Source organism: Chitinophaga deserti (assembly GCF_003149455.1).
Lineage (GTDB): Bacteria > Bacteroidota > Bacteroidia > Chitinophagales > Chitinophagaceae > Chitinophaga > Chitinophaga deserti.
The window spans coordinates 235,821-259,773 of record NZ_QFFK01000005.1; the positions used below are offsets into that span (position 1 = coordinate 235,821).

The 23,953-nt window shown below is 50.3% G+C and carries 26 protein-coding genes; 25 read left to right on the forward strand and 1 reads right to left on the reverse strand.

Going from position 1 to position 23,953, the window contains the following annotated elements:
* Window positions 1–50: 50 nt before the first annotated feature.
* Window positions 51–1,433: a phosphoglucosamine mutase gene (glmM, locus tag DEV76_RS13365; RefSeq protein WP_109698641.1), complete on the reverse strand. Its 1,383-nt coding sequence runs from the start codon at window positions 1,431–1,433 to the stop codon at window positions 51–53.
* Between the two features lie 169 nt (window positions 1,434–1,602).
* Between glmM and DEV76_RS13370 the strand changes: the two genes are divergently transcribed.
* From DEV76_RS13370 to DEV76_RS13490, 25 genes are all read left to right on the forward strand, one after another.
* Window positions 1,603–3,624, forward strand: coding sequence for an LTA synthase family protein (locus DEV76_RS13370; protein WP_109698413.1), 2,022 nt, complete (start codon window positions 1,603–1,605; stop codon window positions 3,622–3,624).
* 15 nt (window positions 3,625–3,639) lie between these two features.
* The gene (locus DEV76_RS13375) at window positions 3,640–4,389 is read left to right on the forward strand and encodes a class I SAM-dependent methyltransferase (protein ID WP_109698414.1); all 750 of its coding nucleotides are present in this window, start codon (window positions 3,640–3,642) and stop codon (window positions 4,387–4,389) included.
* Window positions 4,389–4,970, forward strand: coding sequence for a phosphatase PAP2 family protein (locus DEV76_RS13380; protein WP_109698415.1), 582 nt, complete (start codon window positions 4,389–4,391; stop codon window positions 4,968–4,970). Before DEV76_RS13375 ends, DEV76_RS13380 begins: the two co-directional genes overlap by 1 nt.
* Window positions 4,967–5,701 carry a ZIP family metal transporter gene (locus DEV76_RS13385; protein ID WP_109698416.1) on the forward strand — a complete coding sequence of 245 codons (735 nt, stop codon included), beginning with the start codon at window positions 4,967–4,969 and terminating at the stop codon, window positions 5,699–5,701. The genes DEV76_RS13380 and DEV76_RS13385 overlap by 4 nt, the downstream gene beginning before the upstream one ends.
* Window positions 5,702–5,727: 26 nt before the next feature.
* Complete coding sequence (locus DEV76_RS13390; protein WP_109698417.1) at window positions 5,728–7,014, forward strand: hemolysin family protein; 1,287 nt, start codon at window positions 5,728–5,730, stop codon at window positions 7,012–7,014.
* Window positions 7,015–7,253: 239 nt separating this feature from the next.
* On the forward strand, window positions 7,254–8,828 hold the full coding sequence (locus DEV76_RS13395) for an HAL/PAL/TAL family ammonia-lyase (protein WP_109698418.1): 1,575 nt from the start codon (window positions 7,254–7,256) through the stop codon (window positions 8,826–8,828).
* Window positions 8,829–8,865: 37 nt separating this feature from the next.
* Window positions 8,866–9,594 carry a 3-oxoacyl-ACP reductase FabG gene (fabG, locus tag DEV76_RS13400; protein ID WP_109698419.1) on the forward strand — a complete coding sequence of 243 codons (729 nt, stop codon included), beginning with the start codon at window positions 8,866–8,868 and terminating at the stop codon, window positions 9,592–9,594.
* 81 nt (window positions 9,595–9,675) lie between these two features.
* Window positions 9,676–10,896 carry a beta-ketoacyl-[acyl-carrier-protein] synthase family protein gene (locus DEV76_RS13405; protein WP_109698420.1) on the forward strand — a complete coding sequence of 407 codons (1,221 nt, stop codon included), beginning with the start codon at window positions 9,676–9,678 and terminating at the stop codon, window positions 10,894–10,896.
* Between the two features lie 115 nt (window positions 10,897–11,011).
* On the forward strand, window positions 11,012–11,269 hold the full coding sequence (locus DEV76_RS13410) for an acyl carrier protein (RefSeq protein ID WP_109698421.1): 258 nt from the start codon (window positions 11,012–11,014) through the stop codon (window positions 11,267–11,269).
* Window positions 11,269–12,150: an LpxL/LpxP family acyltransferase gene (locus DEV76_RS13415; protein ID WP_109698422.1), complete on the forward strand. Its 882-nt coding sequence runs from the start codon at window positions 11,269–11,271 to the stop codon at window positions 12,148–12,150. The genes DEV76_RS13410 and DEV76_RS13415 overlap by 1 nt, the downstream gene beginning before the upstream one ends.
* Before the next feature lie 10 nt (window positions 12,151–12,160).
* Window positions 12,161–12,577 carry a 3-hydroxyacyl-ACP dehydratase gene (locus DEV76_RS13420; RefSeq protein ID WP_198652057.1) on the forward strand — a complete coding sequence of 139 codons (417 nt, stop codon included), beginning with the start codon at window positions 12,161–12,163 and terminating at the stop codon, window positions 12,575–12,577.
* A 16-nt stretch (window positions 12,578–12,593) separates the two neighbouring features.
* Window positions 12,594–13,247 (forward strand): hypothetical protein, encoded by a 654-nt coding sequence (locus DEV76_RS13425; RefSeq protein WP_109698423.1) that lies wholly within the window; start codon window positions 12,594–12,596, stop codon window positions 13,245–13,247.
* 27 nt (window positions 13,248–13,274) lie between these two features.
* Window positions 13,275–13,700, forward strand: coding sequence for an acyl-CoA thioesterase (locus DEV76_RS13430; protein ID WP_109698424.1), 426 nt, complete (start codon window positions 13,275–13,277; stop codon window positions 13,698–13,700).
* Window positions 13,697–14,833: a beta-ketoacyl-[acyl-carrier-protein] synthase family protein gene (locus tag DEV76_RS13435; RefSeq protein ID WP_109698425.1), complete on the forward strand. Its 1,137-nt coding sequence runs from the start codon at window positions 13,697–13,699 to the stop codon at window positions 14,831–14,833. The genes DEV76_RS13430 and DEV76_RS13435 overlap by 4 nt, the downstream gene beginning before the upstream one ends.
* Window positions 14,834–14,858: 25 nt before the next feature.
* Window positions 14,859–15,926 carry a class I SAM-dependent methyltransferase gene (locus DEV76_RS13440; RefSeq protein WP_109698426.1) on the forward strand — a complete coding sequence of 356 codons (1,068 nt, stop codon included), beginning with the start codon at window positions 14,859–14,861 and terminating at the stop codon, window positions 15,924–15,926.
* 20 nt (window positions 15,927–15,946) lie between these two features.
* Window positions 15,947–17,200 carry an NAD(P)/FAD-dependent oxidoreductase gene (locus DEV76_RS13445; protein WP_109698427.1) on the forward strand — a complete coding sequence of 418 codons (1,254 nt, stop codon included), beginning with the start codon at window positions 15,947–15,949 and terminating at the stop codon, window positions 17,198–17,200.
* A complete protein-coding gene (locus DEV76_RS13450; RefSeq protein WP_109698428.1) occupies window positions 17,200–17,820 on the forward strand; it encodes a beta-ketoacyl synthase N-terminal-like domain-containing protein in 621 nt (206 codons plus the stop codon). Before DEV76_RS13445 ends, DEV76_RS13450 begins: the two co-directional genes overlap by 1 nt.
* A gap of 1 nt (window position 17,821) precedes the next feature.
* Window positions 17,822–18,085: a phosphopantetheine-binding protein gene (locus DEV76_RS13455; RefSeq protein ID WP_109698429.1), complete on the forward strand. Its 264-nt coding sequence runs from the start codon at window positions 17,822–17,824 to the stop codon at window positions 18,083–18,085.
* Window positions 18,082–19,278, forward strand: coding sequence for a beta-ketoacyl-[acyl-carrier-protein] synthase family protein (locus tag DEV76_RS13460; protein WP_232826942.1), 1,197 nt, complete (start codon window positions 18,082–18,084; stop codon window positions 19,276–19,278). Before DEV76_RS13455 ends, DEV76_RS13460 begins: the two co-directional genes overlap by 4 nt.
* Before the next feature lie 62 nt (window positions 19,279–19,340).
* On the forward strand, window positions 19,341–20,390 hold the full coding sequence (locus DEV76_RS13465) for a beta-ketoacyl synthase chain length factor (protein ID WP_109698431.1): 1,050 nt from the start codon (window positions 19,341–19,343) through the stop codon (window positions 20,388–20,390).
* Window positions 20,384–21,157, forward strand: a complete 774-nt coding sequence (locus tag DEV76_RS13470) for a polysaccharide deacetylase family protein (RefSeq protein WP_109698432.1) — start codon at window positions 20,384–20,386, stop codon at window positions 21,155–21,157. The genes DEV76_RS13465 and DEV76_RS13470 overlap by 7 nt, the downstream gene beginning before the upstream one ends.
* Window positions 21,150–21,782, forward strand: a complete 633-nt coding sequence (locus tag DEV76_RS13475; RefSeq protein ID WP_109698433.1) for a LolA family protein — start codon at window positions 21,150–21,152, stop codon at window positions 21,780–21,782. Before DEV76_RS13470 ends, DEV76_RS13475 begins: the two co-directional genes overlap by 8 nt.
* Window positions 21,769–22,383 carry a hypothetical protein gene (locus DEV76_RS13480; protein WP_157962880.1) on the forward strand — a complete coding sequence of 205 codons (615 nt, stop codon included), beginning with the start codon at window positions 21,769–21,771 and terminating at the stop codon, window positions 22,381–22,383. The genes DEV76_RS13475 and DEV76_RS13480 overlap by 14 nt, the downstream gene beginning before the upstream one ends.
* Complete coding sequence (locus DEV76_RS13485; RefSeq protein ID WP_109698435.1) at window positions 22,383–22,745, forward strand: hotdog family protein; 363 nt, start codon at window positions 22,383–22,385, stop codon at window positions 22,743–22,745. The genes DEV76_RS13480 and DEV76_RS13485 overlap by 1 nt, the downstream gene beginning before the upstream one ends.
* 2 nt (window positions 22,746–22,747) lie before the next feature.
* Window positions 22,748–23,947: a DUF2062 domain-containing protein gene (locus DEV76_RS13490; RefSeq protein ID WP_109698436.1), complete on the forward strand. Its 1,200-nt coding sequence runs from the start codon at window positions 22,748–22,750 to the stop codon at window positions 23,945–23,947.
* Window positions 23,948–23,953: the final 6 nt, after the last annotated feature.

A 23,953-nucleotide genomic window follows, 5' to 3' on the forward strand; every position in this document is an offset into this window, starting at 1 on the left:
GATGGCAGTTAATTCCGCCATCCGTCCATCCATATGTAAGTCTATAGGAATTATATGAATTCCTTAATATCCTGCATGATTTTACGGGCAATATTGTCGGCCGTGGTCTCATTCTGGCTTTCCGCGTAGATGCGGATAATAGGCTCAGTGTTGGAAGTACGCAGGTGTACCCAGTCCTTATCGAACTCGATTTTCAACCCGTCTTCCGTGTTCAGGGGCTGGTTTTTGTACTTACCCTTGATCTTTTCAAAGATCTCCTTCACGTCGATGCCTTTGTCCAGCTCGATCTTGTTTTTGCTGATGAAATAGTCGGGGTATGAGTTACGGAGTGCTTTCATGGTCTTTTTGCTCTGGGCCAGGTGGCTCAGGAACAGGCCGATGCCGATGAGGGCGTCGCGGCCGTAGTGCAGGTCAGGAACGATGATACCACCGTTGCCTTCTCCGCCGATCACGGCATTTACAGCTTTCATTTTGTTCACCACGTTCACTTCTCCAACAGCAGAAGGATGGTATTCCCCGCCGTTTTTAAGGGTGATATCCTTCAGTGCCTGGGTGGAACTCATGTTGGATACGGTGTTTCCCTTACGGTGTTTCAGTACATAGTCGGACACTGCCACAAGGGTATATTCTTCGCCAAACATGCTGCCATCTTCACATACAAAGCAAAGGCGGTCCACATCAGGATCTACTGCAATACCGAAGTCTGCCTGGCTTTTATCCACCTCATTGCTCAGAGCGGTGAGGTTTTCCGGCAGGGGCTCGGGGTTATGGGCGAATTTGCCGGAAACATCATCGAACAGAACGGTTACTTCGTTTACACCCAGCGCCTTCAGAAGGGCGGGTACAAAGATGGCGCCGGTGGAGTTCACGGCATCAACCACTACTTTAAAGTTAGCAGCAGCGATGGCTTCCCGGTCTACAAGGGGGTAATTCACCACCAGGTCGATGTGTTTCTGGAGATAGGAATCGTCTTTCCGGTACGATCCGAGCTTATTTACGTCTGCAAAGGTGAAATCTTCACGCGCAGCGATGTCGAGCAATTCGGCGCCGTCGGCACCTGAGATAAACTCGCCTTTACTGTTGAGAAGCTTCAGCGCATTCCATTCGCGGGGGTTGTGGCTGGCGGTAAGAATAATGCCGCCGGCTGCCTGTTCGAGGGGAACGGCGATTTCTACGGTGGGGGTGGTGCTGAGATCCAGGTCCACTACGTCAATGCCGAGGCCGTTGAGGGTGGAAACAACCAGTTGCTTTACCATTTCCCCGGAAATCCGGCCGTCTCTTCCGATCACCACTTTCCTGTTCTCCGCGTTCTGCTTCAGCAGCCACGTGCCGTAAGCCGCGGTGAACTTCACCACGTCTACTGGGGAAAGTCCTTCGCCGGGCTTGCCGCCTATGGTGCCGCGAATTCCCGAAATTGATTTAATCAGTGCCACTTTATTGGATTTTTTTAGGATGGCAAATATAATCGATTCCGTACTTATCGGCTCCGCTAATTTGTCAGGTCCCGAAAGCCTCCCGGGATGTTGCCGCATTTAGTGTATATTTGCCGCTACGTATAAAATTTTACGGGAATATAACTTTAGCGAATAATAAGATACTAAGATGATGCAGCTTTGGTCGCGGATACCCAGATACATCCGGTATATTTTTACCCAAACACTGTACCTGTTCGGTTTCCTCGTGGCGTGGCGCCTGATCTTCTTCTTTTTCTTCTTCACCACCACTGTCAGGGAAAGCGGGGTTATTGCCCGTGCCTGGCACCTCGGCCTTAAATTCGACATGCGCCTGGCCCTCATCTGCATGGCCCCCATCGCCCTGGCTGCTTTGATTGCGCGCGACCGGTTATTCGGCCCGGGATGGCTCCGCAGGCTTCATTTCGCCTATTTCTTTGTGTTATATGTGTTTCTGACCTTCTTTTATGTGACCGATCTGGGGCATTACAGCTACCTCGGCATCCGTATAGAACCGTCAGTTACCAGGTTCCTCGCTGATGGGGAACGCGGTACCAATGCCCGTATGCTGTGGGAGAGCTATCCCGTCATCAAAAGCGCTATTGGCATATTGCTGTTCCTTGCTTTCGTTATCTGGAGCTACCGCGCCATTTTCCGCCACTTTGCCCAGCAGGAAGGAGTGCCCGTACGGCCCAAGGCTTTTGCCGCATGGGTTGTTTTCCTCGTTATCGCCTTCGGAGCCGGTATTTACGGCAATATAGCCTACTTCCCCCTGCGCTGGAGCCAGGCCATGTTTACACGCGATAATGGTATCACCTCACTCAGTCTCAATCCCGTTACATATTTCTTCGCCAACTTTTCGGTGAAAGACGATACGTTTGATGCAGGCCTCACCCGGAAGTATTATACGCCCATCGCGGGTTACCTCGGGGTTGACCAGCCTGATTCCGTCAACCTTAGCTACGCACGTTCCATTAAAGGCAATACGGTGGCCAAACGGCCCAATGTCATCATCGTAATGCTCGAATCGGGCGGAGCGGCCATGACATCAATGTTCAATAACCCTGTTAAAGCCACCCCCAATCTGCAAAAGCTGGCAGATGAAGGGCTCTTTTTCGACAACTTTTATGTACCCGCCATGAGTACCGCCCGAACCGTGTTCGGCGTTACCACGGGATTGCCTGATATCTGCAAGTTCAAAACCGCTTCCCGCCACCCCGGCATCGTGGATCAGCGTGTGATCATGGATCAGTTTGCAGGCTATGAGAAATTTTACCTCCTCGGAGGGAATACCAACTGGGCCAACATCCGCGCCGTTTTTACCAATAACGTGGAAGGTATCCAGATCTTCGAAGAAGGCTATTTCAAAGCACCGAAGGCTGATGTATGGGGTGTTTCTGATTTTGATCTCATCAGCGAGTCGGACGAGATTTTCAGGAAAGCCCATCAGGAAGGCAAGCCCTTTGTGGCATTCCTGCAAACGGCAGACAATCATGAACCGTATACCACTACATCCGGGAAAGGCGATTTTAAGAAAATAACGGAGAAAGAAGTAGATAAAGCCGCTTTCAAGGCAGCCGGCTGGCTGTCGGTAGATCAGCTGAATGCCATGCGCTACCTCGATTACAATGTGGGTTACCTGATGGAGCTGGCAGAGAAGTCAGGATATCTCGATAATACTATTTTCGTGTTCTTTGGTGACCATTCGGCGCGCCTGAATCCGTTCAAACACATGCCGTTGCCGGAATATGAGATGGGAACCTTCGTGGATCATGTACCCTGTATTATATGGGCACCCAAACTGGTGGCGCCTAAGCGTGTAAGCAGTATGACGAGCCTGCTGGATGTTTATCCCACGGTGGCCAGAATGGCCGGAGTAGACTATACGAACTACACCATGGGCGTGGATATGCTGGATACTACCTTTGCCGGGGAGCGCTATGCTTTCGTGACTTATAACCGGGGAGAGAACTATTATGGTCTAATGGGGCGCAAATACTTTTGTGAAATAGGGGTAGAAAGCGGGAAAATGCGCTTATATGACCTGGAAGTGAACCCCATGGCCGATATCAGTACACAACAGCCGGAAATTGCGGAGAAACTGGATAAATTAACCCGCGGGTTTTACGAAAGCTCCCGATATTTGATGTTCAACAATAAAAAACCGAAATAATACGCCTGTAGCGAAATGGAAGTGCCGAAACAATGGTTTAAAGACTGGTTTAATTCACCGTATTATCACCTGTTGTACAACAACCGGGATGAGCGGGAAGCATCTGCTTTTATAGACAAGCTGGTAGGTTACCTGCGGCCGGAACCCGGCGCACTGATGCTGGATGTGGCCTGTGGCCGCGGAAGGCATGCGAAGTACCTGGCAGACAAGGGGTTCAACGTTACCGGTATCGACCTTTCCGAGGAGAGCATAGCGGCAGCGCGGAAGCTGGAGAACGAGCACCTGAGCTTTTTCCAGCACGATATGCGGTTGCCCTTCCGTATTAACTACTTCGATGTCGTTTTCAATTTCTTTACCAGTTTCGGTTATTTCGAAACCCGTCATGAGAACGATAATGCCCTGCGCACACTGGCTAACAGCCTGAAGCCGGGGGGGAGACTGGTACTGGACTACCTGAACAGCCCCTTTGTTGAATCGCACCTGGTGCCCAATGAGATAAAGGAAAAAGATGATGTGGTGTTCGATATTCACCGGGAAGTGTCTGGCGGAAAATTCCTGAAGGAAATCCGTATCCTGGATCGTAAGAAGCTGTTCAGGACTACTTTTGCTGAGCGTGTTTCCGCCTTCACGCTTGCTGATTTCAGGGAGATGTTTGCATTGCAGAAGCTGGAGATCACCGATGTTTTCGGGGATTATCATTTCAATACTTTCGATGAGGTGCAGTCCCCGCGGATGGTCCTTATCGCCCAAAAACCGCTATCCTGATGGGAACATTGCTCACCTGGGATTTAACCCTGTTTTTCACAATCAACAGTAAATGGGCGACCCCTTTCCTGGACAGCTGGCTGCCCTGGATGCGGGAACCTTATCTCTGGGCGCCCCTGTACCTGTTCCTGATGGTTTTTGTAACCTATAACTGGGGCTGGCGCGGATTCTGGTGGATCGTGTTTTTTATCGTGACCTTTGCCCTTTGCGACCAGGCAAGCGGTTTCCTTAAATCTGCAGTGGGCAGACTAAGGCCGGGGAACGATCCGCATATTGCCCCTTATGTACGGGTGATGGTAGGGTATTATCCGCAAAGCGGAAGTTTTACATCTTCTCACGCGGCCAACCATTTCGGGCTGGCCACGTTTTCATTTATAACCCTGCGGCCTTACATCCGCCGTTGGGCCTGGCTCCTTTTCGTTTGGGCTGCCGTTATCTGCTACGCGCAGGTGTACGTGGGCGTTCATTACCCGACCGACATTCTGGGCGGGGCGCTGCTTGGTATGCTGGCGGGCTCTCTCAGCGGAGGGTTCTTCCTCAGAAGGGTGGGACTGGAGCCATTACCTGAAAAAACAACATGAACATAGCTTATCTCATACTCATCCTGGCCGCTACCATTGCCGGCGGTATGATCCCTGTGATCTTTAAAAGGATTAATCCCGGATTGCCCATCTATCTGCTGGCATTTACCGGGGCGTTCCTGTTTGGTGTTACGATCATGCACCTGCTGCCTGAAGTGTACCACGAGCTGGGGCATTCTGCCGGTATATACATTGTGATCGGCTTTTTCCTCCAGGTGTTCCTCCAGCAGCTAAGCCATGGCATGGAGCACGGGCATACCCATCTGCCTCAGGCACACGGCCATCATCATATAGCGGTAACCCCGCTGCTGGTAGGCTTGTCGATCCATGCCTTTATGGAAGGTATCCCCCTTGGGTTCAATTTTGAAGACAAATCTGCCCTTCCTTCCCTTATGCTGGGAGTCATGGCGCATAAAGTGCCTGAATCCCTCACGCTCATCACTGTGATGATGCATGCGGGGCAGTCGCGCGCGAAGCTTTGGCGGATACTCATCATATTCTCGCTCGTTACTCCGCTTTCTGCCATGCTTGCCAGCTGGCTGGGTGCTGAGTCAGAGGCTATTACCCATTCCCTCATTTACATTGTGGCGCTGGTTATTGGCGCGTTCCTGCATATTTCCACGACCATCTTCTACGAAAGCGGAACCAAACACCATGAACTGAGTGGGAAAAAAGTGCTGGCCATCGCAATTGGGCTGGGTTTGGCATTTGTTACACTGATATTTGAATAATTAATTATTTTTAGGCTTTATAAATTATGGAAGTCGTCATTATCCTCGTCCTCATTTTGCTCAACGGTATCTTCTCTATGGCGGAGATAGCCTTGGTATCCGCAAGGAAAGTGCGTTTAGAAAACGCAGCCAAGCAGGGGGACGAAAAAGCCAGGGCAGCCCTCAAGCTGTCCAACAATCCGGACACATTTTTGTCTACCGTACAGATCGGCATTACGCTGATCGGTATTTTGACCGGTTTATACTCCGGTGAACAGCTGAAGGAAGACGTGAAAGGTTTCGTGATGCAGATGCCCTCGCTGGCAGCCTACAGTAATGGTATCGCCACAGCCATCATCGTAATCGGCGTAACATATTTCACCCTCGTACTGGGAGAGCTGCTCCCCAAAAGGATCGGGCTCGCTAATCCCGAAGCAATTGCGAAGATCGTGGCCAGGCCCATGTACTTCATTTCCCGCCTCACCTTTCCATTTGTATGGCTCCTGAGCAGGTCTACCACCTTCCTTGTAAAGGTGATAGGGCTGAAGCGCTCATCCGACAATAACGTTACGGAAGAAGAAATTAAGGCCATCATCAGCGAAGGCACTTCTTCGGGAGCTATTGAGGAAACCGAGCAGGAAATCATCGAAAGGGTGTTCCACCTGGGTGACCGCAACATTACTTCCCTCATGACCCACCGTACCGATATTGTGTGGCTGGATGTAAATGAGGATGTGGAAAGCTATAAAAGGAAGATCAAACAGGCCCCGCACTCCGTATACCCCGTGTGCGAAGGACAGATCGATAATATCCGTGGCATCCTTACTATCAAGGATTTATATGCCGCCGGTAATGTTGTTGTACTGAAGGAAATCATGAGGAAGCCCCTCTTCATCCCCGAAAACAATACTGCCTACCAGGTGCTGGAAAAGTTCAAGGAAACCCAGATTCATGCCGCATTTATCGTGGATGAATACGGTACTTTCCTTGGTATGATTACCCTGAACGACATCCTGGAAGCTATCGTAGGCGATATGCCGGAAACCGGGCAGGACGATTATAATATGATTTTAAGGGAAGACGGGAGCTATCTTGTTGATGCTCAGATACCATTCTACGATTTTCTCTCAGAATTCGATATGCAAGACCAGATGGCCGAGTTCGAACAGGAGTTCGATACCCTTGCCGGCTTTATTCTCCACCACCTCGAACATATCCCCCAAACCGGCGAAAAGCTGGAATGGCGCAAATTTACCTTCGAAATCATCGACATGGATGCACACCGTATTGACAAAATATTGGTGACCCCCCCTGCGAATATTGAAGAAGAGTAATAACTTTACATCCCGAAATGCCGTGGCTAATGGCATTTCGGGATGAAATAGCCAGACCGGAACCAATCGCGACAGGAAGCCTACATCCTTGTAACATTATTGCAACTAGTTGAATGCCAAAGGAGTATAGTAACCCCTGCACGAAAGTAAAAAAATGAAAGATTGGATATTAGGAAAAAAACATCTTTATCTTAATTTTGAGCACTTTTTTACATAAACAAATAATTTAATCTAATATAATGGTTGTACTAGGAAGTAAGGTGCTTTCTTTAGAAGAAGTGCAAAGGGTCTTGTTTGAGGGGGAAGAGTTGGTGCTCGAAGAAACAGCCGTACAGCATGTGAATGACAACTTCGAGTTTCTGAAAATATTTTCCGAGAAAAAGCTCATTTATGGTATCAATACCGGTTTTGGCCCTATGGCCCAGTACCGGATACCGGAAAAAGACACGTTTCAGCTGCAATATAACCTCATCCGCAGTCATAGCTCGGGAGCTGGCAAATGCCTGGCACCCATTCACACCAAGGCACTGATGATTGCCCGGCTGAGTTCATTCATGCAGGGCTTTTCAGGTGTTCATACTGACCTGGTATATCTCCTGCGCGACCTCATCAATAACAACGTTTACCCCTGTATATACGAGCATGGCGGCGTAGGCGCGAGTGGTGACCTCGTTCAGCTCGCTCACCTGGCACATGCACTTATCGGGGAAGGGAATGTTTTGTTTGAAGATGAAATCAGGCTGGCATCCGATGTATTTGAACAGCTGGGGCTTCAGCCGCTGAAGGTGCGTATCCGTGAAGGACTTGCACTCATAAACGGTACCTCGGCCATGACGGGCATCGCCCTGGTGAACCTCATCGAAGCCCGTAAACTGCTGCTCTGGAGCTGCTCACTCAGCGCCATGATCAATGAAGTAGTGGAAGCATTCGATGACCACCTCAGCTACGAGCTCAACATCGTAAAACGCCACAACGGTCAGAATAAAGTAGCGGAAATGATGCGCGGCATGCTCACCGGCAGCAAAATGATCCGCCACAGGCCCGATCACTTCTATAAAGAACTGGAAGAAGAAATATTCAAGGATAAAGTGCAGGAATATTATTCCCTGCGCTGTGTTCCCCAGATCCTCGGCCCTATATACGATATCCTCGTACAGGCCGAAACCATCATTGTAGGGGAATTGAACTCTGTGAGCGATAACCCGGTGGTAGACCACCGCCAGCAAAACGTTTACCACGGAGGAAATTTCCACGGCGATTATATTTCCCTGGAAATGGATAAGCTGAAGATCGCCATTACCAAATTATCCATGCTCAGCGAACGCCAGTTAAACTACCTCATGAACGATAAGCTGAACCACAAGTTCCCGCCGTTTATGAACCTTGGCAAGCTGGGCTTCAACTTTGGCATGCAGGGCGTTCAGTTTACCGCCACCTCTACTGTTGCTGAGAATCAGACGCTTAGCTATCCCATGTACCTGCACAGTATCCCGAACAACAATGACAACCAGGATATTGTGAGCATGGGCTGTAATGCGGCACAGCTGACGTATAAAGTAATTGAAAACACCTTTGAAGTACTGACGGTACAGGTGATGACTTTGCTTCAGGCGGTAGACTTCCTCAACTGCCAGGACCGTCTCGGGGCCTTTACCTCCAAGATCTATCAGGACATCAGGGCGATTTTCCCTAAATTTATTGACGACGCTCCCCGCTATGCGGACGTGCAGCGCATTAAGGCTTACCTCATGCGGCACGAACCGGTGGTGGCAGAGCCTGCGGCAGAGAAAAGGAAGAAATCTTCCGTTCAGTAATTATTCAGGAATACAAGCATAAGAAACAACACTACGGATGAAATGCGCATTGATTACAGGAGGTTCCCGGGGTATCGGCAGGGCGGTATGCATCAAACTGGCTGAGCAGGGATACCACATCCTCATCAATTATAAAGGTAATACGGCCGCGGCAGAGGAAACCCTCGAAGCCGTGCGCCAGAAAGGTACAGACGGTACCCTGCTCAAATTTGACGTAGGGAACGAGAGCGAAGTGAATACTGTGCTCGGCGCCTGGATCGAAGCCAATAGAGACAAACAGATTGAAGTGCTGGTGAATAACGCCGGTATCCGGGAAGATATGATGCTTTTCCAGATGTCGACTGAAAAATGGAAAAGCGTGCTGGATGCAAGTCTGGACGGATTTTTCTATGTCACCAAGCAGGTGCTTACAGGTATGCTGCTGAAACGTTACGGCCGTATCGTGAACATGGTATCGCTTTCCGGTCTGAAAGGAACGCCCGGCCAGGTTAATTACAGTGCCGCCAAGGCTGGCCTGATAGGGGCTACCAAAGCCCTGGCACAGGAAGTAGCCAAACGGAATGTGACCGTTAATGCCGTGGCGCCCGGTTTCATCCGGACGGACATGACAGAGGGGTTGCCCGAAAAGGAGCTGTCTGCCATGGTGCCCATGCAACGCTTCGGCACTGCCGAAGAAGTGGCGGAAGCAGTGGCTTTCCTTTCTTCGAAAGGAGCTTCGTACATCACGGGAGAAGTGCTGAACATCAATGGCGGCCTTTATTCCTGATCAGGGTATCTAAAAGCAGCATAACAACAGTAAAGCAAAAGGAGCCCCCGCGGGTTCCGGGATTATAACTCAACACAGCGCATGAACAGAGTAGTGATCACAGGTATAGGTATTTATTCCTGTCTCGGTAAAAACCTTGAGGCGGTAAAGGACTCCCTTTTTCAGGGGCGTTCCGGCATCGTGCTGGATCCGGAGCGTAAGGCTTTCGGGTACCGGTCGGGGCTTACCGGGTGGGTAGACAGGCCGGAGCTGAAAGGTATGCTGGACCGCCGCGCCCGGCTTATGATGCCTGAACAGGCCGAATATGCCTATATGAGTACCCGTGAAGCACTGGCAATGGCCAAAATGGACCAGGATTTCCTCGACTCACGGGAAGTAGGGCTCCTGTTCGGAAACGACAGCTCCGCTAAGCCTGTTGTAGAAGCCACTGATATTATCCGTGAGAAAAAAGATACCATGCTCGTAGGCTCAGGTTCTGTTTTCCAGACCATGAACTCTACCGTGAATATGAACCTCGCCACCATTTTCCGCCTTAAAGGTGTGAATTTCAGTGTGAGTGCAGCCTGCGCAAGCGGCTCTCATGCCATCGGACTGGGCTATATGTTCATCCGCTCGGGTATGCAGGATGCCGTAATTTGTGGAGGAGCCCAGGAAATCAACCTGTACGCCATGGGTAATTTTGATGCTATTGCCGCGTTTTCCGTAAGGGAAAGTGATCCCGCAAAGGCATCCCGCCCTTTCGACCGCGACCGCGACGGCCTGGTGCCAAGCGGGGGAGCAGCCACCGTGATCCTGGAAAGCCTGGAATCAGCCCGGCGCCGTGGAGCCACTATTCTGGGAGAGGTGATAGGTTATGGTTTTTCCAGTAATGGTGCACATATCAGCAATCCCAGTGTGGAAGGTCCAACCCGCAGTCTGGAAATGGCACTCCGCGAAGCCGGGATTCAGCCGAAAGACATAGGATATATCAACGCACACGCTACATCCACCCCCGCAGGTGATGCCAGCGAAGCAAGAGCCATCCATTCCGTATTTGGCGGATGCAATACCCCTGTAAGCTCTACCAAGGGAATGACAGGGCATGAGTGCTGGATGGCGGGTGCAAGTGAGATCGTTTACTCCATGCTTATGATGCAGCACGGATTTATGGCCCCTAACATCAACTTTGAAAATCCCGATGAAGATTCAGCGAAACTGAACATCGTAACGAATACGCTTAATAAGAACTTTAATATATTTTTGTCTAATTCCTTTGGCTTTGGGGGAACAAATTCCTCTCTCATTGTCAGGAAATGGGAATAATTCATACATCTGGCCACTGTTGGACGGTTTTTCTATAATTTTGTCCCGCAGCCCTTATGCGAACCCAGGGATGCATTAAGACAGCTACTAACCTATATCTGGAACACTTAAGTTTATGGAAATCAAGGAGATCATTCAAAAAACCAATGCTTTTCTGGCGGAAGAATTCGAAGTTTCCCCCGAAAGCATTACCCCCGAGGCCGAACTGAAGGCCACGCTGGAATTGGACAGCCTGGACTATATTGACCTGGTAGTAGCCATTGAGAACAACTTTGGCTTTAAAGTAAAGCCGGAAGATTTTCAGGGCATTGTTAGCTTCCAGGACTTTTATGATTATGTTATTGAACGTGTTAAACAAAAAGAACTGGTATAATGCCATCATGGCAGGGTAAATCCAAAGGAAATAAGCTAGGATACCGGATCTTCATTGGCGTAATGCGTTACGGAGGCGTTGGCCCGGCTTATTTCCTGTTGGTATTTGTTGCAATCTATTACTGCCTGTTCTCCTATAGCACTACCCGGTCTATGTACCGGTTTTTTCGTTATAAGATGGGATACAGCCGGTGGCGTGCTTTAACCTCGGTTTACCGGAATATTTATATTTTCGGTCAGACGTTGATAGACAAAGTGGTCGTAATGGCCGGAATCCCCAACCGTTTCAGCTTCGATTTTGATGGCGAGGAACGGCTTCACGGGATGGTCCACAGTGGTAAGGGCGGTATTCTGCTCAGCGCGCATCTGGGCAACTGGGAAGTGGCAGGACATCTTTTTACCCGGCTGAACACACGGATTAACATTGTGATGTTCGACGGGGAACATGAAAGAATCAAAAGTTACCTGGAAGGTGTAACGGGCGGGAGGCATGTGAATGTCATTGTATTGAAGGACGATTTATCGCATATTTACGCCATTAATGACGCGCTGAACAAGCAGGAGCTGGTTTGCATGCATGCAGACAGGTTTCTGGCCGGTAACAAAACTGCAGAGAAAGTATTTTTGGGAGAAGCGGCACGCTTCCCCGTTGGGCCTTTTCTGTTGGCATCCACTTTCAGGGTGCCTGTTTCGTTTGTGTTCGCGTTCAAGGAAACCGCTAAGCACTATCATCTCTATGCCACTGATCCCAAAGTGTACCCCGCAGCAAAGCAGGGTGGAATGGGCCAGGCAATGGAAGATTTTGTAGGCGTCATGGAAGAAATAGTGCGGAAGTATCCGCTGCAATGGTTCAATTATTATGATTTCTGGTCAAAAGACTGACAATACGCATATGCATCAGGAAGATATTACCGAATACATCCCCCAGCGCCCGCCGATCGTTATGATCAGCAGACTCGTAGAAGCGGGAGAAAAGAACATCCGCACCGAGCTTGATGTGGCGGCGGATAACGTGTTTGTGGAAAATGGCACGCTTATGGCACCCGGGCTCGTGGAAAACATAGCACAAACCGCAGCGGCCAGAGTAGGGTTTCTTGCAAAAAGAGACAATGTACCTGTACCGCTCGGCTTTATCGGAGCAATTCAAAATTTAGAAATACTCGAACTCCCGCCGGCGGGAGCTACTTTACAGACAGAAATCCTTATTACCCATGAACTCTTCAACGCCACTGTGGTACAAGGTTCCGTTCAGCTGAACGGTCGTACCCTGGCGAAATGTGATATGAAAATCTTCATAGCCAATAAATAAAAAAACAAGAGTTACCATGAAACTGAAAAATCTCGCATTGCCCCTGATCGCTTTCGCCCTAAGCGCATCTTCGGCAATTGCCCAAAGCAGCAAAGACGTATTTGATCCTGAAGTAAAATTAACCTGGATCGGCCTCGACTGGACCAAAACCCGCATTGTTGGGGATGCAGCCGCCAAGGCAGATCAAATTGTGGACAAAAACTTTGTAGAAGTGAACCAGAAAGTGGTAAACGAATACAAAAAATTCGACGTGGCAAAAGCTTTCCGCCGCAGCGAAGTAAGCACTGATATTGGACCGGTTAATAAAAGAACCACCAAAATTGATGCAGACAACCTGCTGTCCGACAACTCTGACGATTACCAGCACCTGAAACCTGAAGATATCACCACCCTCGTTAAAGGGTTCGATTTCAACGGTAAAACAGGCATTGGCATCGTTTGGTTCGTGGAAGGTATAAACAAAACCAAGAAGGAACTTTCCGCTTATGTAACCCTGGTGGACATGAAAGCGAAGAAAGTACTTTTCACCGAGCGTATGACTGGTAAGATGGGAGGTAAATTCGGCATGGCATTCGGCTATGCGAATATGTACCTTTCCGGCGTGAAATCCATCCTTGACGACATCGAGAAAGACAAGTACAAGGAATGGAAATCCAGCTACGGCGGATAATTTAGATGACAATTTTTAAACTTATACATGCAACCTGTATTGAGCGAAAAGGCGGAAGTGCTTGTCCGGTTTAATGAAGCAGACCCGTTGGGCATAGTGTGGCACGGCAATTACATCCGGTATTTCGAAGATGGCAGGGAAGCCTTCGGCGCGAAATACAGGTTGCGTTATCTCGACATTTTCGCACAGGGATTCACAGTTCCTGTGGTGAATGTGGAATGCAATTACAAACGGCCATTGCGCTACGGCGACCGTGTGCTGGTGGAAACACGTTATGTGCCCACCGATGCTGCGAAGATCCGTTTTGAATACACATTATACAACGCCGAAACCCGCGAAGTGGTTTGCACGGGTGCTTCTGTGCAGGTATTCCTCGACAAGGAAGCCGATATCCTGCAACTGACCGTTCCGTTGTTTTTCGCGGAATGGAAAAAAGAGTGGGGGCTGTCATGACGAAGGTATATGTTGCTGCTGAGAACATTGTATCACCCCTGGGGCTTACTGCACCGGCTAACTTTGAGCGGCTACTTGCCGGAGAAAGCGGTATCCGCCGCCAGCCCGGAGGTTTCTACGCTTCTGCCATGCCCGATGAGCTGCTCCGGCAGCCTGTACTTGCAGCAGGGCTGGAAGGGAATACCCGGTTCGAACAGCTGTTGTGCCTGAGTATTTCTGATGCACTCTCACGTACGAAAGTGCCCATTGGCGATTCGCGTACTGCTTTCATCCTGTCTACCACCAAAGGCAATATTGCCTTGCTGGAGCAGGGTAAAGCCGGTTCTGCAGACGCTTCCATGCTGCTGCATGCTACCGCTGCCCGCATTGCCGGGATAGTTGGGGCAGCGGCTAAACCTATTGTGGTAAGCAATGCCTGTATTTCAGGCCTCCTTGCCATTCTGATCGCCCAGCGCCTCATCCGTGCCGGGCAATACGACCATGCCGTTGTTTGCGGAGCCGATGAGCTCACGCGCTTCGTGTTGTCGGGCTTCCAGTCGTTCCAGGCCGTTTCCGACGAGCCCTGCCGCCCTTTCGATGCTGCACGTAAAGGAGTGACTTTAGGGGAAGGTGCCGCAACGGTCGTCTTAACAAAGGATACAACATTGTTGCCGGAAGGTGAATCCGTCCTCCTGGGCGAAGGCGCTTCCAGTAACGATGCCAATCATATTTCCGGTCCATCGAGGACGGGTGCGGAACTGGCTTCTGCACTCACTTCCGCTATGCGCCGGAGCCGCCTGGAGCCCGCGGATATTGGGTTCGTTTCGGCGCACGGTACCGCCACGCTGTACAACGATGAAATGGAAGCCAATGCTTTCCATCTTTCGGGATTGCTGCAGGTACCGGTTAACAGTCTTAAAGGCAATTATGGTCATACTCTTGGTGCGGCCGGTCTTATTGAGACAGTTGCCGGTATTTATGCCATGAAACATGGTGTAGTGTTACCAACCGCCGGCTTTGAATCATCCGGAATCAGCCATCCATTGATGGTGAGCAGTCATTTGGAAAAACGCCCTATGCAGCATTTTCTCAAAACCACATCAGGTTTCGGGGGATGCAATGCTGCTATGGTGTTTAGCAAAGTGACATTGTAAACGAATTAAAACAAGCAGATCACGCATGAACTTTTTTACGAAGGAAACGAAAACCGCATTACAGGCGAAGGAGCAGGCCCTCTGGCTGGCTTTTGCACCCATCGCTTTCCAGGCCTCCAAGGCGCTGAGAGATATGGGCGTCCTCAAAGCCGTATCCGACACAGGCATGCAGGGAGCCACCATCGAGGAAATCCTCGAGCATGTTAAACTGTCGCGCTACTCCCTCCGCGTTTTGCTGGAAGCTGGCCTCGGCTTGGATATGCTGCTCGTTAACGAAAAACGTTACACGCTCACCAAAACCGGTTTCTTCATCCTCAACGATCCTCTTACCCGTATCAATATGGACTTCTCGCACGATGTGTGCTATAAGGCCATGTATCACCTGCAGGACAGCCTGGAAGAAGGGCGTCCGGCGGGATTACAGGAACTGGGCCCTTGGGAAACAATTTACCAGGGTCTTTCCATCCTGCCCGAACCTGCCCGCACCAGCTGGTTCAACTTCGATCACTACTATTCCGACCTCGCTTTCCCCAGCGTGCTTCCCATCGTATTCGAGCATAAGCCCAGGAAGCTGCTCGATATTGGTGGTAATACCGGTAAATGGTCCATGGCATGCGCAAACTATGATCCGGATGTACACGTGACCATCATGGATCTGCCCGTGCAGGTAAATGTGGCGCGCCAGAATATTGAAGCAGCAGGCCTGCAGGACCGTGTATCCTTCTTCGAAACGAATATTCTTGATGAAAGCCTCCCGTTCGCGAAAGGCTTCGATGTGATCTGGATGAGCCAGTTCCTGGATTGCTTCTCAGAAGAGCAGATCATCAGCATCCTCCGCCGTTGCCGCGAAGCACTTAACGATGGCGGAAGTGTGTATATCCTCGAGCCTTTCTGGAACAAACAGCAATTTAAATCTGCCGCGTTCTGCCTCCAGCAAACGTCGCTTTACTTTACCGCCATCGCCAACGGCAACAGCCAGATGTACCATACAGACGAGTTTTATGCCTGTATCCGTGCAGCCGGTATGGAAGTGGTGATGGAAAACAATAACGTAGGGCTCAGTTATACGCTGCTGCGCTGCGTGAAAGCATAAGCAATTAAAAACCCTTCCATATGCAAACTGAAAAGGTGGATGTATTAGTGATTGGCGCCGGTCCCTCCGGTACGGTAGCCGCATCCATAATCAACAAGGCCGGCTATTCAGTAAAGATTGTAGAAAAACTGAAGTTCCCCCGTTTTGTTATTGGCGAGAGCCTTTTACCCCGATGCATGGATGCACTTACAGAAGCCGGCTTCATTGACGCCATTTCTGAAAAAGGTTTCCAGAAGAAATTTGGAGCAAAGTTTGTCAAACAGGGCAAAATTTGCGACTTCACCTTTGCAGATCAGCACACCGCCGGATGGCAATGGACATGGCAGGTAACCCGTGCCGATTTCGACCATACCCTGGCCCAGACAGTAGAGAAGATGGGCGTTCCGGTGGAATATGAGACCACCGTAACCGGCATCGTTTTTAACGGCTCCGATTCCGTTACCACAGTAGAAGATGTGAACGGAAACAAGAAACAAATCGAAGCCCGCTTTATAGTTGACGGCAGCGGCTATGGCCGTGTGATCCCCAAACTGTTTAACCTCGAGAAAGAATCTGTTTTACAACCCCGCAAAGCATTATTCGCCCATACGAATGACGTTCGCCGTTCTATGGCCGACGAACCTAACCGCATCACTGCAGTTGTGCATGAGAAAGGCGTATGGATCTGGATCATCCCCTTCTCAACCGGAGTAACTTCCGTAGGGTTTGTGGGTGAGCCTTCCTTCCACGACCGCTTCTCCGGAACGCCTGAAGAAATGTTCCGCGCCATGCTGGCCTCAGAACCTTACACTGCCGAGCGCTTCAAAGATGTGGAGTTGGTTTTCGAACCACGTAAACTGGAAGCCTGGAGTGCAACCACCGATAAATTCTATGGCGAAGGATTTGTGCTCACCGGTAACGTGACCGAGTTCCTGGACCCGATTTTCTCTTCCGGCGTTACACTGGCCACAGTTTCTGCCCAAACGGCAGCTAAACTGGTGATCCGCAAACTACAGGGGGAGAACGTTGACTGGCAGAAGGACTATATGGAGCCTACCATGCAGGGCGTGAACGTATTCCGTTCCTATGTAATGGCCTGGTACGAAGGTACGCTCGATACTATCTTCTTCTCCAAAAATCCCGATCCCCTGATCAAACAGCAGATATGTTCCGTTTTGGCAGGATATGTGTGGGATCAATCGAACCCCTACGTGAAACAGCATGAGACTGAGCTGAAAAGGCTGGCCCGGCTGATTGATCTTACGGAAAAATTAAACGGGGGATCCGGCAACTAATGAGCCAGCAGGGCATATATATCAACGCAACATGTATTATCCGCCATCATTCGGTGGATAGGAACGGGCAACCCGTATACGCGCATGAAGTGCCTCAGGCCGACCTGCAGGACTTCCTCCGCGGGCTGTACGACCGGTTTAGCGGACAATATCCCAAGTTCCATAAAATGGACCTGCTGTCGAAGCTGGGATGGGCGGCTACGGAAATACTCCTGCAGGATATGCCCATGGATCAATATACTCCCGAAGATACCGGCGTAATACTCGCCAATGCAAGCAGCAGCCTGGATACGGACGAGAAGTATTTCGACACTGTGCAGGAGATTGCCAGTCCGGCGTTGTTTGTATACACGCTCCCCAATATCGTAATTGGAGAGATCAGCATCCGACACAAGTTTAAAGGTGAGAATGCCTTTTTCGTAGCAGAGCGGTTCGATATACCATTTGTAACCGGTTATGCGGCGCAACTGCTGGAAAGCGGTGCCGTAAAAGCCGTTGTTTGCGGATGGGTAGAACAGTATCACGCCAGCCACGAAGCGGCATTTTACCTGATGGAAACAGCCCCGCGAGGCATGGCATTGCCATACAGCGCGGAAACAGCAGAAAAATTGTACAGATAATATGGAAAAGTTGATGCAGGATCTGAAAGTACAGATCATTCAACAGTTGAATTTGCAGGAAGTGAAACCTGAAGACATTGGTGATGACCAGCCCCTTTTCAAAGAAGGCCTTGGGCTCGACAGCATTGATGCATTGGAGCTGATTGTTTTGCTGCAGCAGTATCATAACATCCGCATTGCCAAGCCTGAAGACGGACCGAATATTTTCTATTCCATCCGTACCATGGCAGAATACATCACCGCAGAGAAAGCGAAGCAGGCATGATGACGGGAAGCGTATGGATAGCAGGCGGCGGCGTCATTTCCGGCATCGGCCGGAACCTGGGAGAGTGCGTGGCTTCATTTGAAGCGATGCAGCCGGGCATGGCGTATATGCAGCACCTGCATTCTGCGCATGCTCAAACATTTCCTGTGGTGGAAGTGAAAGCCGGTAACGATGAACTGGCGGCTATCGCCGGAATGCCTGCACACTGGAGCCGTACAGCCCTCCTCAGCCGTATTGCCGCGCAGGAAGCCTGGGAAGCCTCTGGTTTGGGAGATATCAGGCAATACCGTACAGGCTTCGTTTCTGCCAACACCGTTGGCGGTATGGATAAAACGGAGGAATTCATGGAAGCCTTCCTTACAGGCTCCTCCAAAGGGAAGCTGCGGCAGGTAGTGCATCATGAGTGTGGCGCAGTAACGGAACTGGTAGCCGATGCCATGGGGGTACGTCATCATGTATCCACCATCAGCACGGCCTGTTCTTCAGGTGCTAATGCACTCATGTATGGTGCCCGTATGATCCGTGCCGGGATGCTGGATGTGGTGATAGCCGGAGGCACAGACGCATTGACGCGCTTTACGCTCAATGGTTTCAATACCCTCATGATCCTCGATCAGCAGCAATGCCGCCCATTCGATGATACCCGTACCGGACTAAACCTGGGCGAAGGCGCCGGTTATGTGGTACTGGTGTCAGACGCCGTGGCGAAGGAAATTAGACCATGGTGCCGCCTTTCAGGATTCGCCAATGCCAACGATGCCTATCATCAGACGGCTTCATCGCCCGACGGGATTGGTAATTTCATGGCTATGAAAGCCGCACTGGAAATGGGCGGATTACAGCCTGAAGATATCGGTTACATCAACCTGCATGGTACCGGAACGCAGAATAATGACAGCTCGGAAGGTCTGGCTATTTCAAGATTGTTTGCTGGCGGGGTGCCGCCCGCAAGCTCTACCAAGAGCTTCACCGGGCACACACTGGGAGCCAGCGGAGGTATAGAAGCAGTATTTTCTGCGCTGGCCCTTCGCGATGGTATCATTTATCCCAACGCCAATTTCTCAGTTCAGATGCGTGAGCTGGCCTTTTCGCCTGTTACTGCATTTTCAAGAGGCAACAATCTGCGGAACGTGATGTCTAACTCGTTCGGGTTCGGTGGTAATTGTTCCAGCCTGGTTTTTTCAAAGGAATAACATATGAAACGAAGCATATGCGGAGTTCCTTACCGGCAAAAATGTCAACTAAGAAATAACGGATGAAAGCATTCATACAAGGAGCAGGGTGCGTATCTGCACAGGATAGCAACGTTTTTCCGGGCGAAGTCCGGAATTACGAAGGCGACCGCCTGCCCGTGGCCGACCCGGATTATAAACAGTGGATCGATATCAAACAGATCCGCCGGATGGGCCGTGCCATTAAAATGGGCGTTGCGGCTTCCCACATGAGCCTCGAAAGCGCGGGGATCAAAAATCCCGATGCAATCATCATGGGTACCGCTTACGGATGCCTCGCTGATACAGGCGTTTTCCTGCAGAAGCTCGTTACCCAGCAGGAAGATATGCTCACCCCCACTGCTTTCATTCAAAGCACACACAATACCGTAGCCGGGCAGATCGCATTGCTGCTGGGATGCCACGCTTACAATAATACTTTCGTTCACGGGGCATTCTCATTGGAGAACGCCCTGCAGGATAGTTTGCTGCTGCTGGCTGAAGATCCTTCACGTAACATCCTTGCCGGTGCTACTGATGAGATCACGGATTATTCACATACTATATTACGCCGCTTCGGCCTGTATAAAAACGCCCATACTTCAGAGTTGCTCCAATCACAATCGCAGGGCACCATGGCAGGGGAGGGCGCGGCATTTTTTGTACTGTCTGCCGGCAAAGGAGAGCATTCCATCGCACAACTGACCGCGGTAGACATGCTGTACCGGCCTGCCAGTGAAGCGGAAACTGCGGAACACATTCGTGCGTTCCTGCAGCGCAACGGTCTTCAGCCTGCCGATGTGAGCCTCCTGCTCACCGGGCGCAATGGAGATACCACAAACGACCGGTATTACGAGACTGTGGAGCAATCCATGTTCAGTAACACCCCTGTTGCCGCATTCAAGCATTTCTGCGGAGAATATCCTACTGCCGCAGCTTTTGGCGTATGGTTGGCTGCCGGAAGCCTCCGGCGTGGAAGTATTCCTGAAGAAGCAATGGTGAAAGGCCAGCCCCCGGTGCAACCGGAGCGCATCCTTATCTGGAATCATCATCACGCAAAACATCACTCACTCATCTTATTGGAGAAATGCTGAGGCTTTTAGTCATAGCAGGCGCAGTGGCCGCTCTTGGCGTCATCATTGCGGTATATGGCGGATGGGAAGCAACACCCCTCTGGATGGTGCTGTTACCCGTTATCATTGCAACCGGATTCGCAGCATGGGGTGCAGTTAATGTCAGGTCTAATTACTTCGTACGTACCCACAGTAAAGGAAAGAGTACTGATAAATCGGTCTCACTTTCTTTCGACGACGGGCCGGTTACTTCATTTACTCCCCAGATCCTGGATATCCTCGCACAGTTCGACGTAAAGGCTGCATTTTTTTGCATAGGCCACCGCGTGGAACAGGAGCCTGGCATCATGAAAAGGATCACGGCGGAAGGGCACCTGGTGGGTAACCATAGTTTTTCCCACAGCCCGATGTTTGACCTGCAGCATTCTTCTGCCATGCGTACCGATCTGACAAAAGCTAATGAGGCTATTAAATCCGCAACGGGCCTGCAACCAAAACTATTCCGCCCTCCGTATGGGGTTACCAATCCCATGCTCGCCCGTGCGATCAGGAAAAGTAAACTGATTGCCGTGGGTTGGAGCATCCGCTCGTTTGATACCGTTATCAAAGACGAAGACAAGCTGTTCGAGCGTGTAACAAAGAAGATCGAAGCGGGAGACATTTTCCTGTTCCATGATACCTGCGCGGCCACAGTGAAGATTTTACCCGCCCTGATCAAGCAGTTGAAAAGAGACGGGTTTGCCATCAGGCGATTGGATGAACTATTAAATATTCCGGCTTATGCGTAGATGGATAATTATGATCGCGGCGTGTTGCCTTGCTTTGCAGGCTGTTGCACAAAACGGGTTTAAACCGGTCTCCAACCTGGAGCAGTTTAAACAACAATTTGCGCGGACTGCCCAGCAGACACAGTCGATCAAAAGTGATTTTGTGCAGGAGAAGCATCTCAGCCTGTTGTCTGACAAGATCACCAGCAAAGGTAAATTCTGGTTTAAGAAAGATAACCGTGTGCGGATGGAGTACCAGTCGCCCACCTACTATCTCATGATTATTAACGGGAAGAATGTTCGTATCAAAGATTCCCGTTCCGATAAAAGCATTTCTACCGGCGGTAATAAGCTGTTTGAACAGATCAGCCGCATAACGGCCGATTGTGTGCAGGGGAATGTGCTGAACAACAGGGATTTTACGGCTAAAGTACTGGAAAGCGATAAGCAATACCTGCTGCAGCTGACGCCAGTTGCCAAAAGCATGAAGGAATTCTTTTCCACTATCGAGCTGCTGGTAGATAAGAAAGACCTTGGTGTAACGAAGATAGTAATGCACGAAGCCTCTGGTGACCGTACTGAAATGATATTCACTAAAAAAGAACTGAACGCCGCTATTCCGGATGAGATGTTTGCTGTTAAATAGCTTGCTGCTGCTGGGCCTCGCGTCCTGCAGTTCGGCCTACAAAGGGCTGCAGCGCACGGAAGGCGATGCGGGAGCCTGTCTGCAACGGTTTCGGCCGCAGATAGATTCCCCGGTTTTGTATAGCACCCAGGTGGATGTTCTGCAGCACCATTTATCCGGACTATTGTATTTCAGGCCAATGGATAACGGAAGCATGCGGGTGTTGTTTATGAGTGAAATGGGAATGAAGTTCTTCGATTTCGAGTTTACCAAAGGCGGAGAGTTCATTAAGCATTACATGTTGCCGAAAATGGATAAGAAAGCAGTGGTAAAAACGCTGCGGAAGGATTTTGATATGGTGCTCATGCGCCGCGATCCTGCAACGGCAGTCACATACACCTGGAACGGACTCCGTTATACCGCATTCAGCCTGCCGAAAGGGAAGATTTATTATATCACAGATGAGGCATGTACGGAACTGGTGCGTGTGGAAAATGGATCTCGCCGCAAGCCTGTGGTGGAAGCCACACTCCGGGCATACCGTAATGGCGTGCCGGATAGTATCGATATCAGGCATCATGCCGTCAAATTCAACATTTCATTACAACGCGTAGAAAAATAATGTTAGCAGGAAAATTTTATACCGTGGTTTCGCAGGAACAGCCTGCAGAACAATCCGTTCACACACAGATTGAGTGGAACGGAGCGCATCCAATTTTTGAAGGCCATTTCCCCGGACAGCCTGTGGTGCCGGGTGTGTGCCAGATGCAAACCATTCAGGAGCTGCTTTCCGCTTCCATCGGGAAAAAACTGATGGTGGAAAAAGTGGGCAATATGAAGTTCCTCAATATGATCGACCCCCGCGTTAACCCGCAGGTGACCGTGGAAATCAGTTATACGGTGGAAGAAGGAGGATATAAAACGACAGCGGTCATCAAACATGAAGGCACCACTTTCCTGAAGTTTCAGGGACGGTTTAAGTAATAATGGAGCAGCAAGGCACATACGATTTACAGTTCAGGGAACGCAATGTTTGCGTGCTGATACCCACCTACAACAACGCAGGCACTCTCGGGGCCGTGCTGGAACAGGTGCTGAAGTACACGCAACAGGTGATTGTAGTGAACGACGGGTCTACTGACCATACTGCTGCCGTGCTGGAGCAATTCCCGCAGGTAAACGTATTGTCTTACCTGCCCAATCGCGGCAAAGGCATCGCGCTGCGGCGGGGATTCCGGTATGCTACTGAACAGGGTTATGATTTCGCTATCACCATGGATGCAGACGGACAGCATTACGCCAGCGACCTCATCACTTTCCTTGAAAAGGCCGACCGCAGCGATCCGGCTATTCTCATTGGTGCGCGTAACCTGCACCAGGAAAACATGCCCGGGAAAAACACCTTTGCCAACAAGTTTTCCAATTTCTGGTTTTACGTGGAAACCGGGCTGAAAGGGCCCGATACGCAGTCGGGGTACCGGCTGTATCCGCTTTTTGCTATGAAAGGGATGCGTTTTGCCTGTACGAAGTATGAGTTTGAGATCGAAGTACTGGTACGCAGCAGCTGGAAGGGTATCCGGATAGGATGGGAGCCGGTGGGCGTGTATTATCCTCCTGCAGAAGAACGGGTTTCGCATTTCAGGCCATTCCGCGATTTTTCCCGGATCAGCGTGCTGAATACAGTATTAGTAACGATCGCGTTTTTGTATATACACCCCCGCAATTTCTTACGGTTCATTTTTTCGAAAGACGGGTTGCGGTACATCTGGCGGGAGCAATTGCTGGCTGCCGGTGAAAGCAATGGGAGAAAGGCTGCCTCGGTAGGGTTTGGCGTGTTTATGGGGATTTTCCCGGTATGGGGCTTTCAGATGCTTATTGCCGTGGTGATCGCCGCTTTGCTGCGGCTGAATAAAGCCCTGGTGCTTATCTCATCCAACATCAGTATCCCGCCTATGATCCCCTTCATACTGCTGGGGAGTATGTTTATGGGGCGCTTTTTTGTGGCGGAAGACACTACCTGGCTGATTTTCAGTAAAAACATTACGTTCGAAGATGTGCAACAGCATCTTTTTCAATACATAACGGGCAGTATTACGCTGGCCGGGGTAGCGGGGCTGGTAGCAGGACTCGTTACCTATGCAGCGTTATCGGTATTCCGGCGAAAGCGGGCCGCGGCGCAAACCTAAAAATGA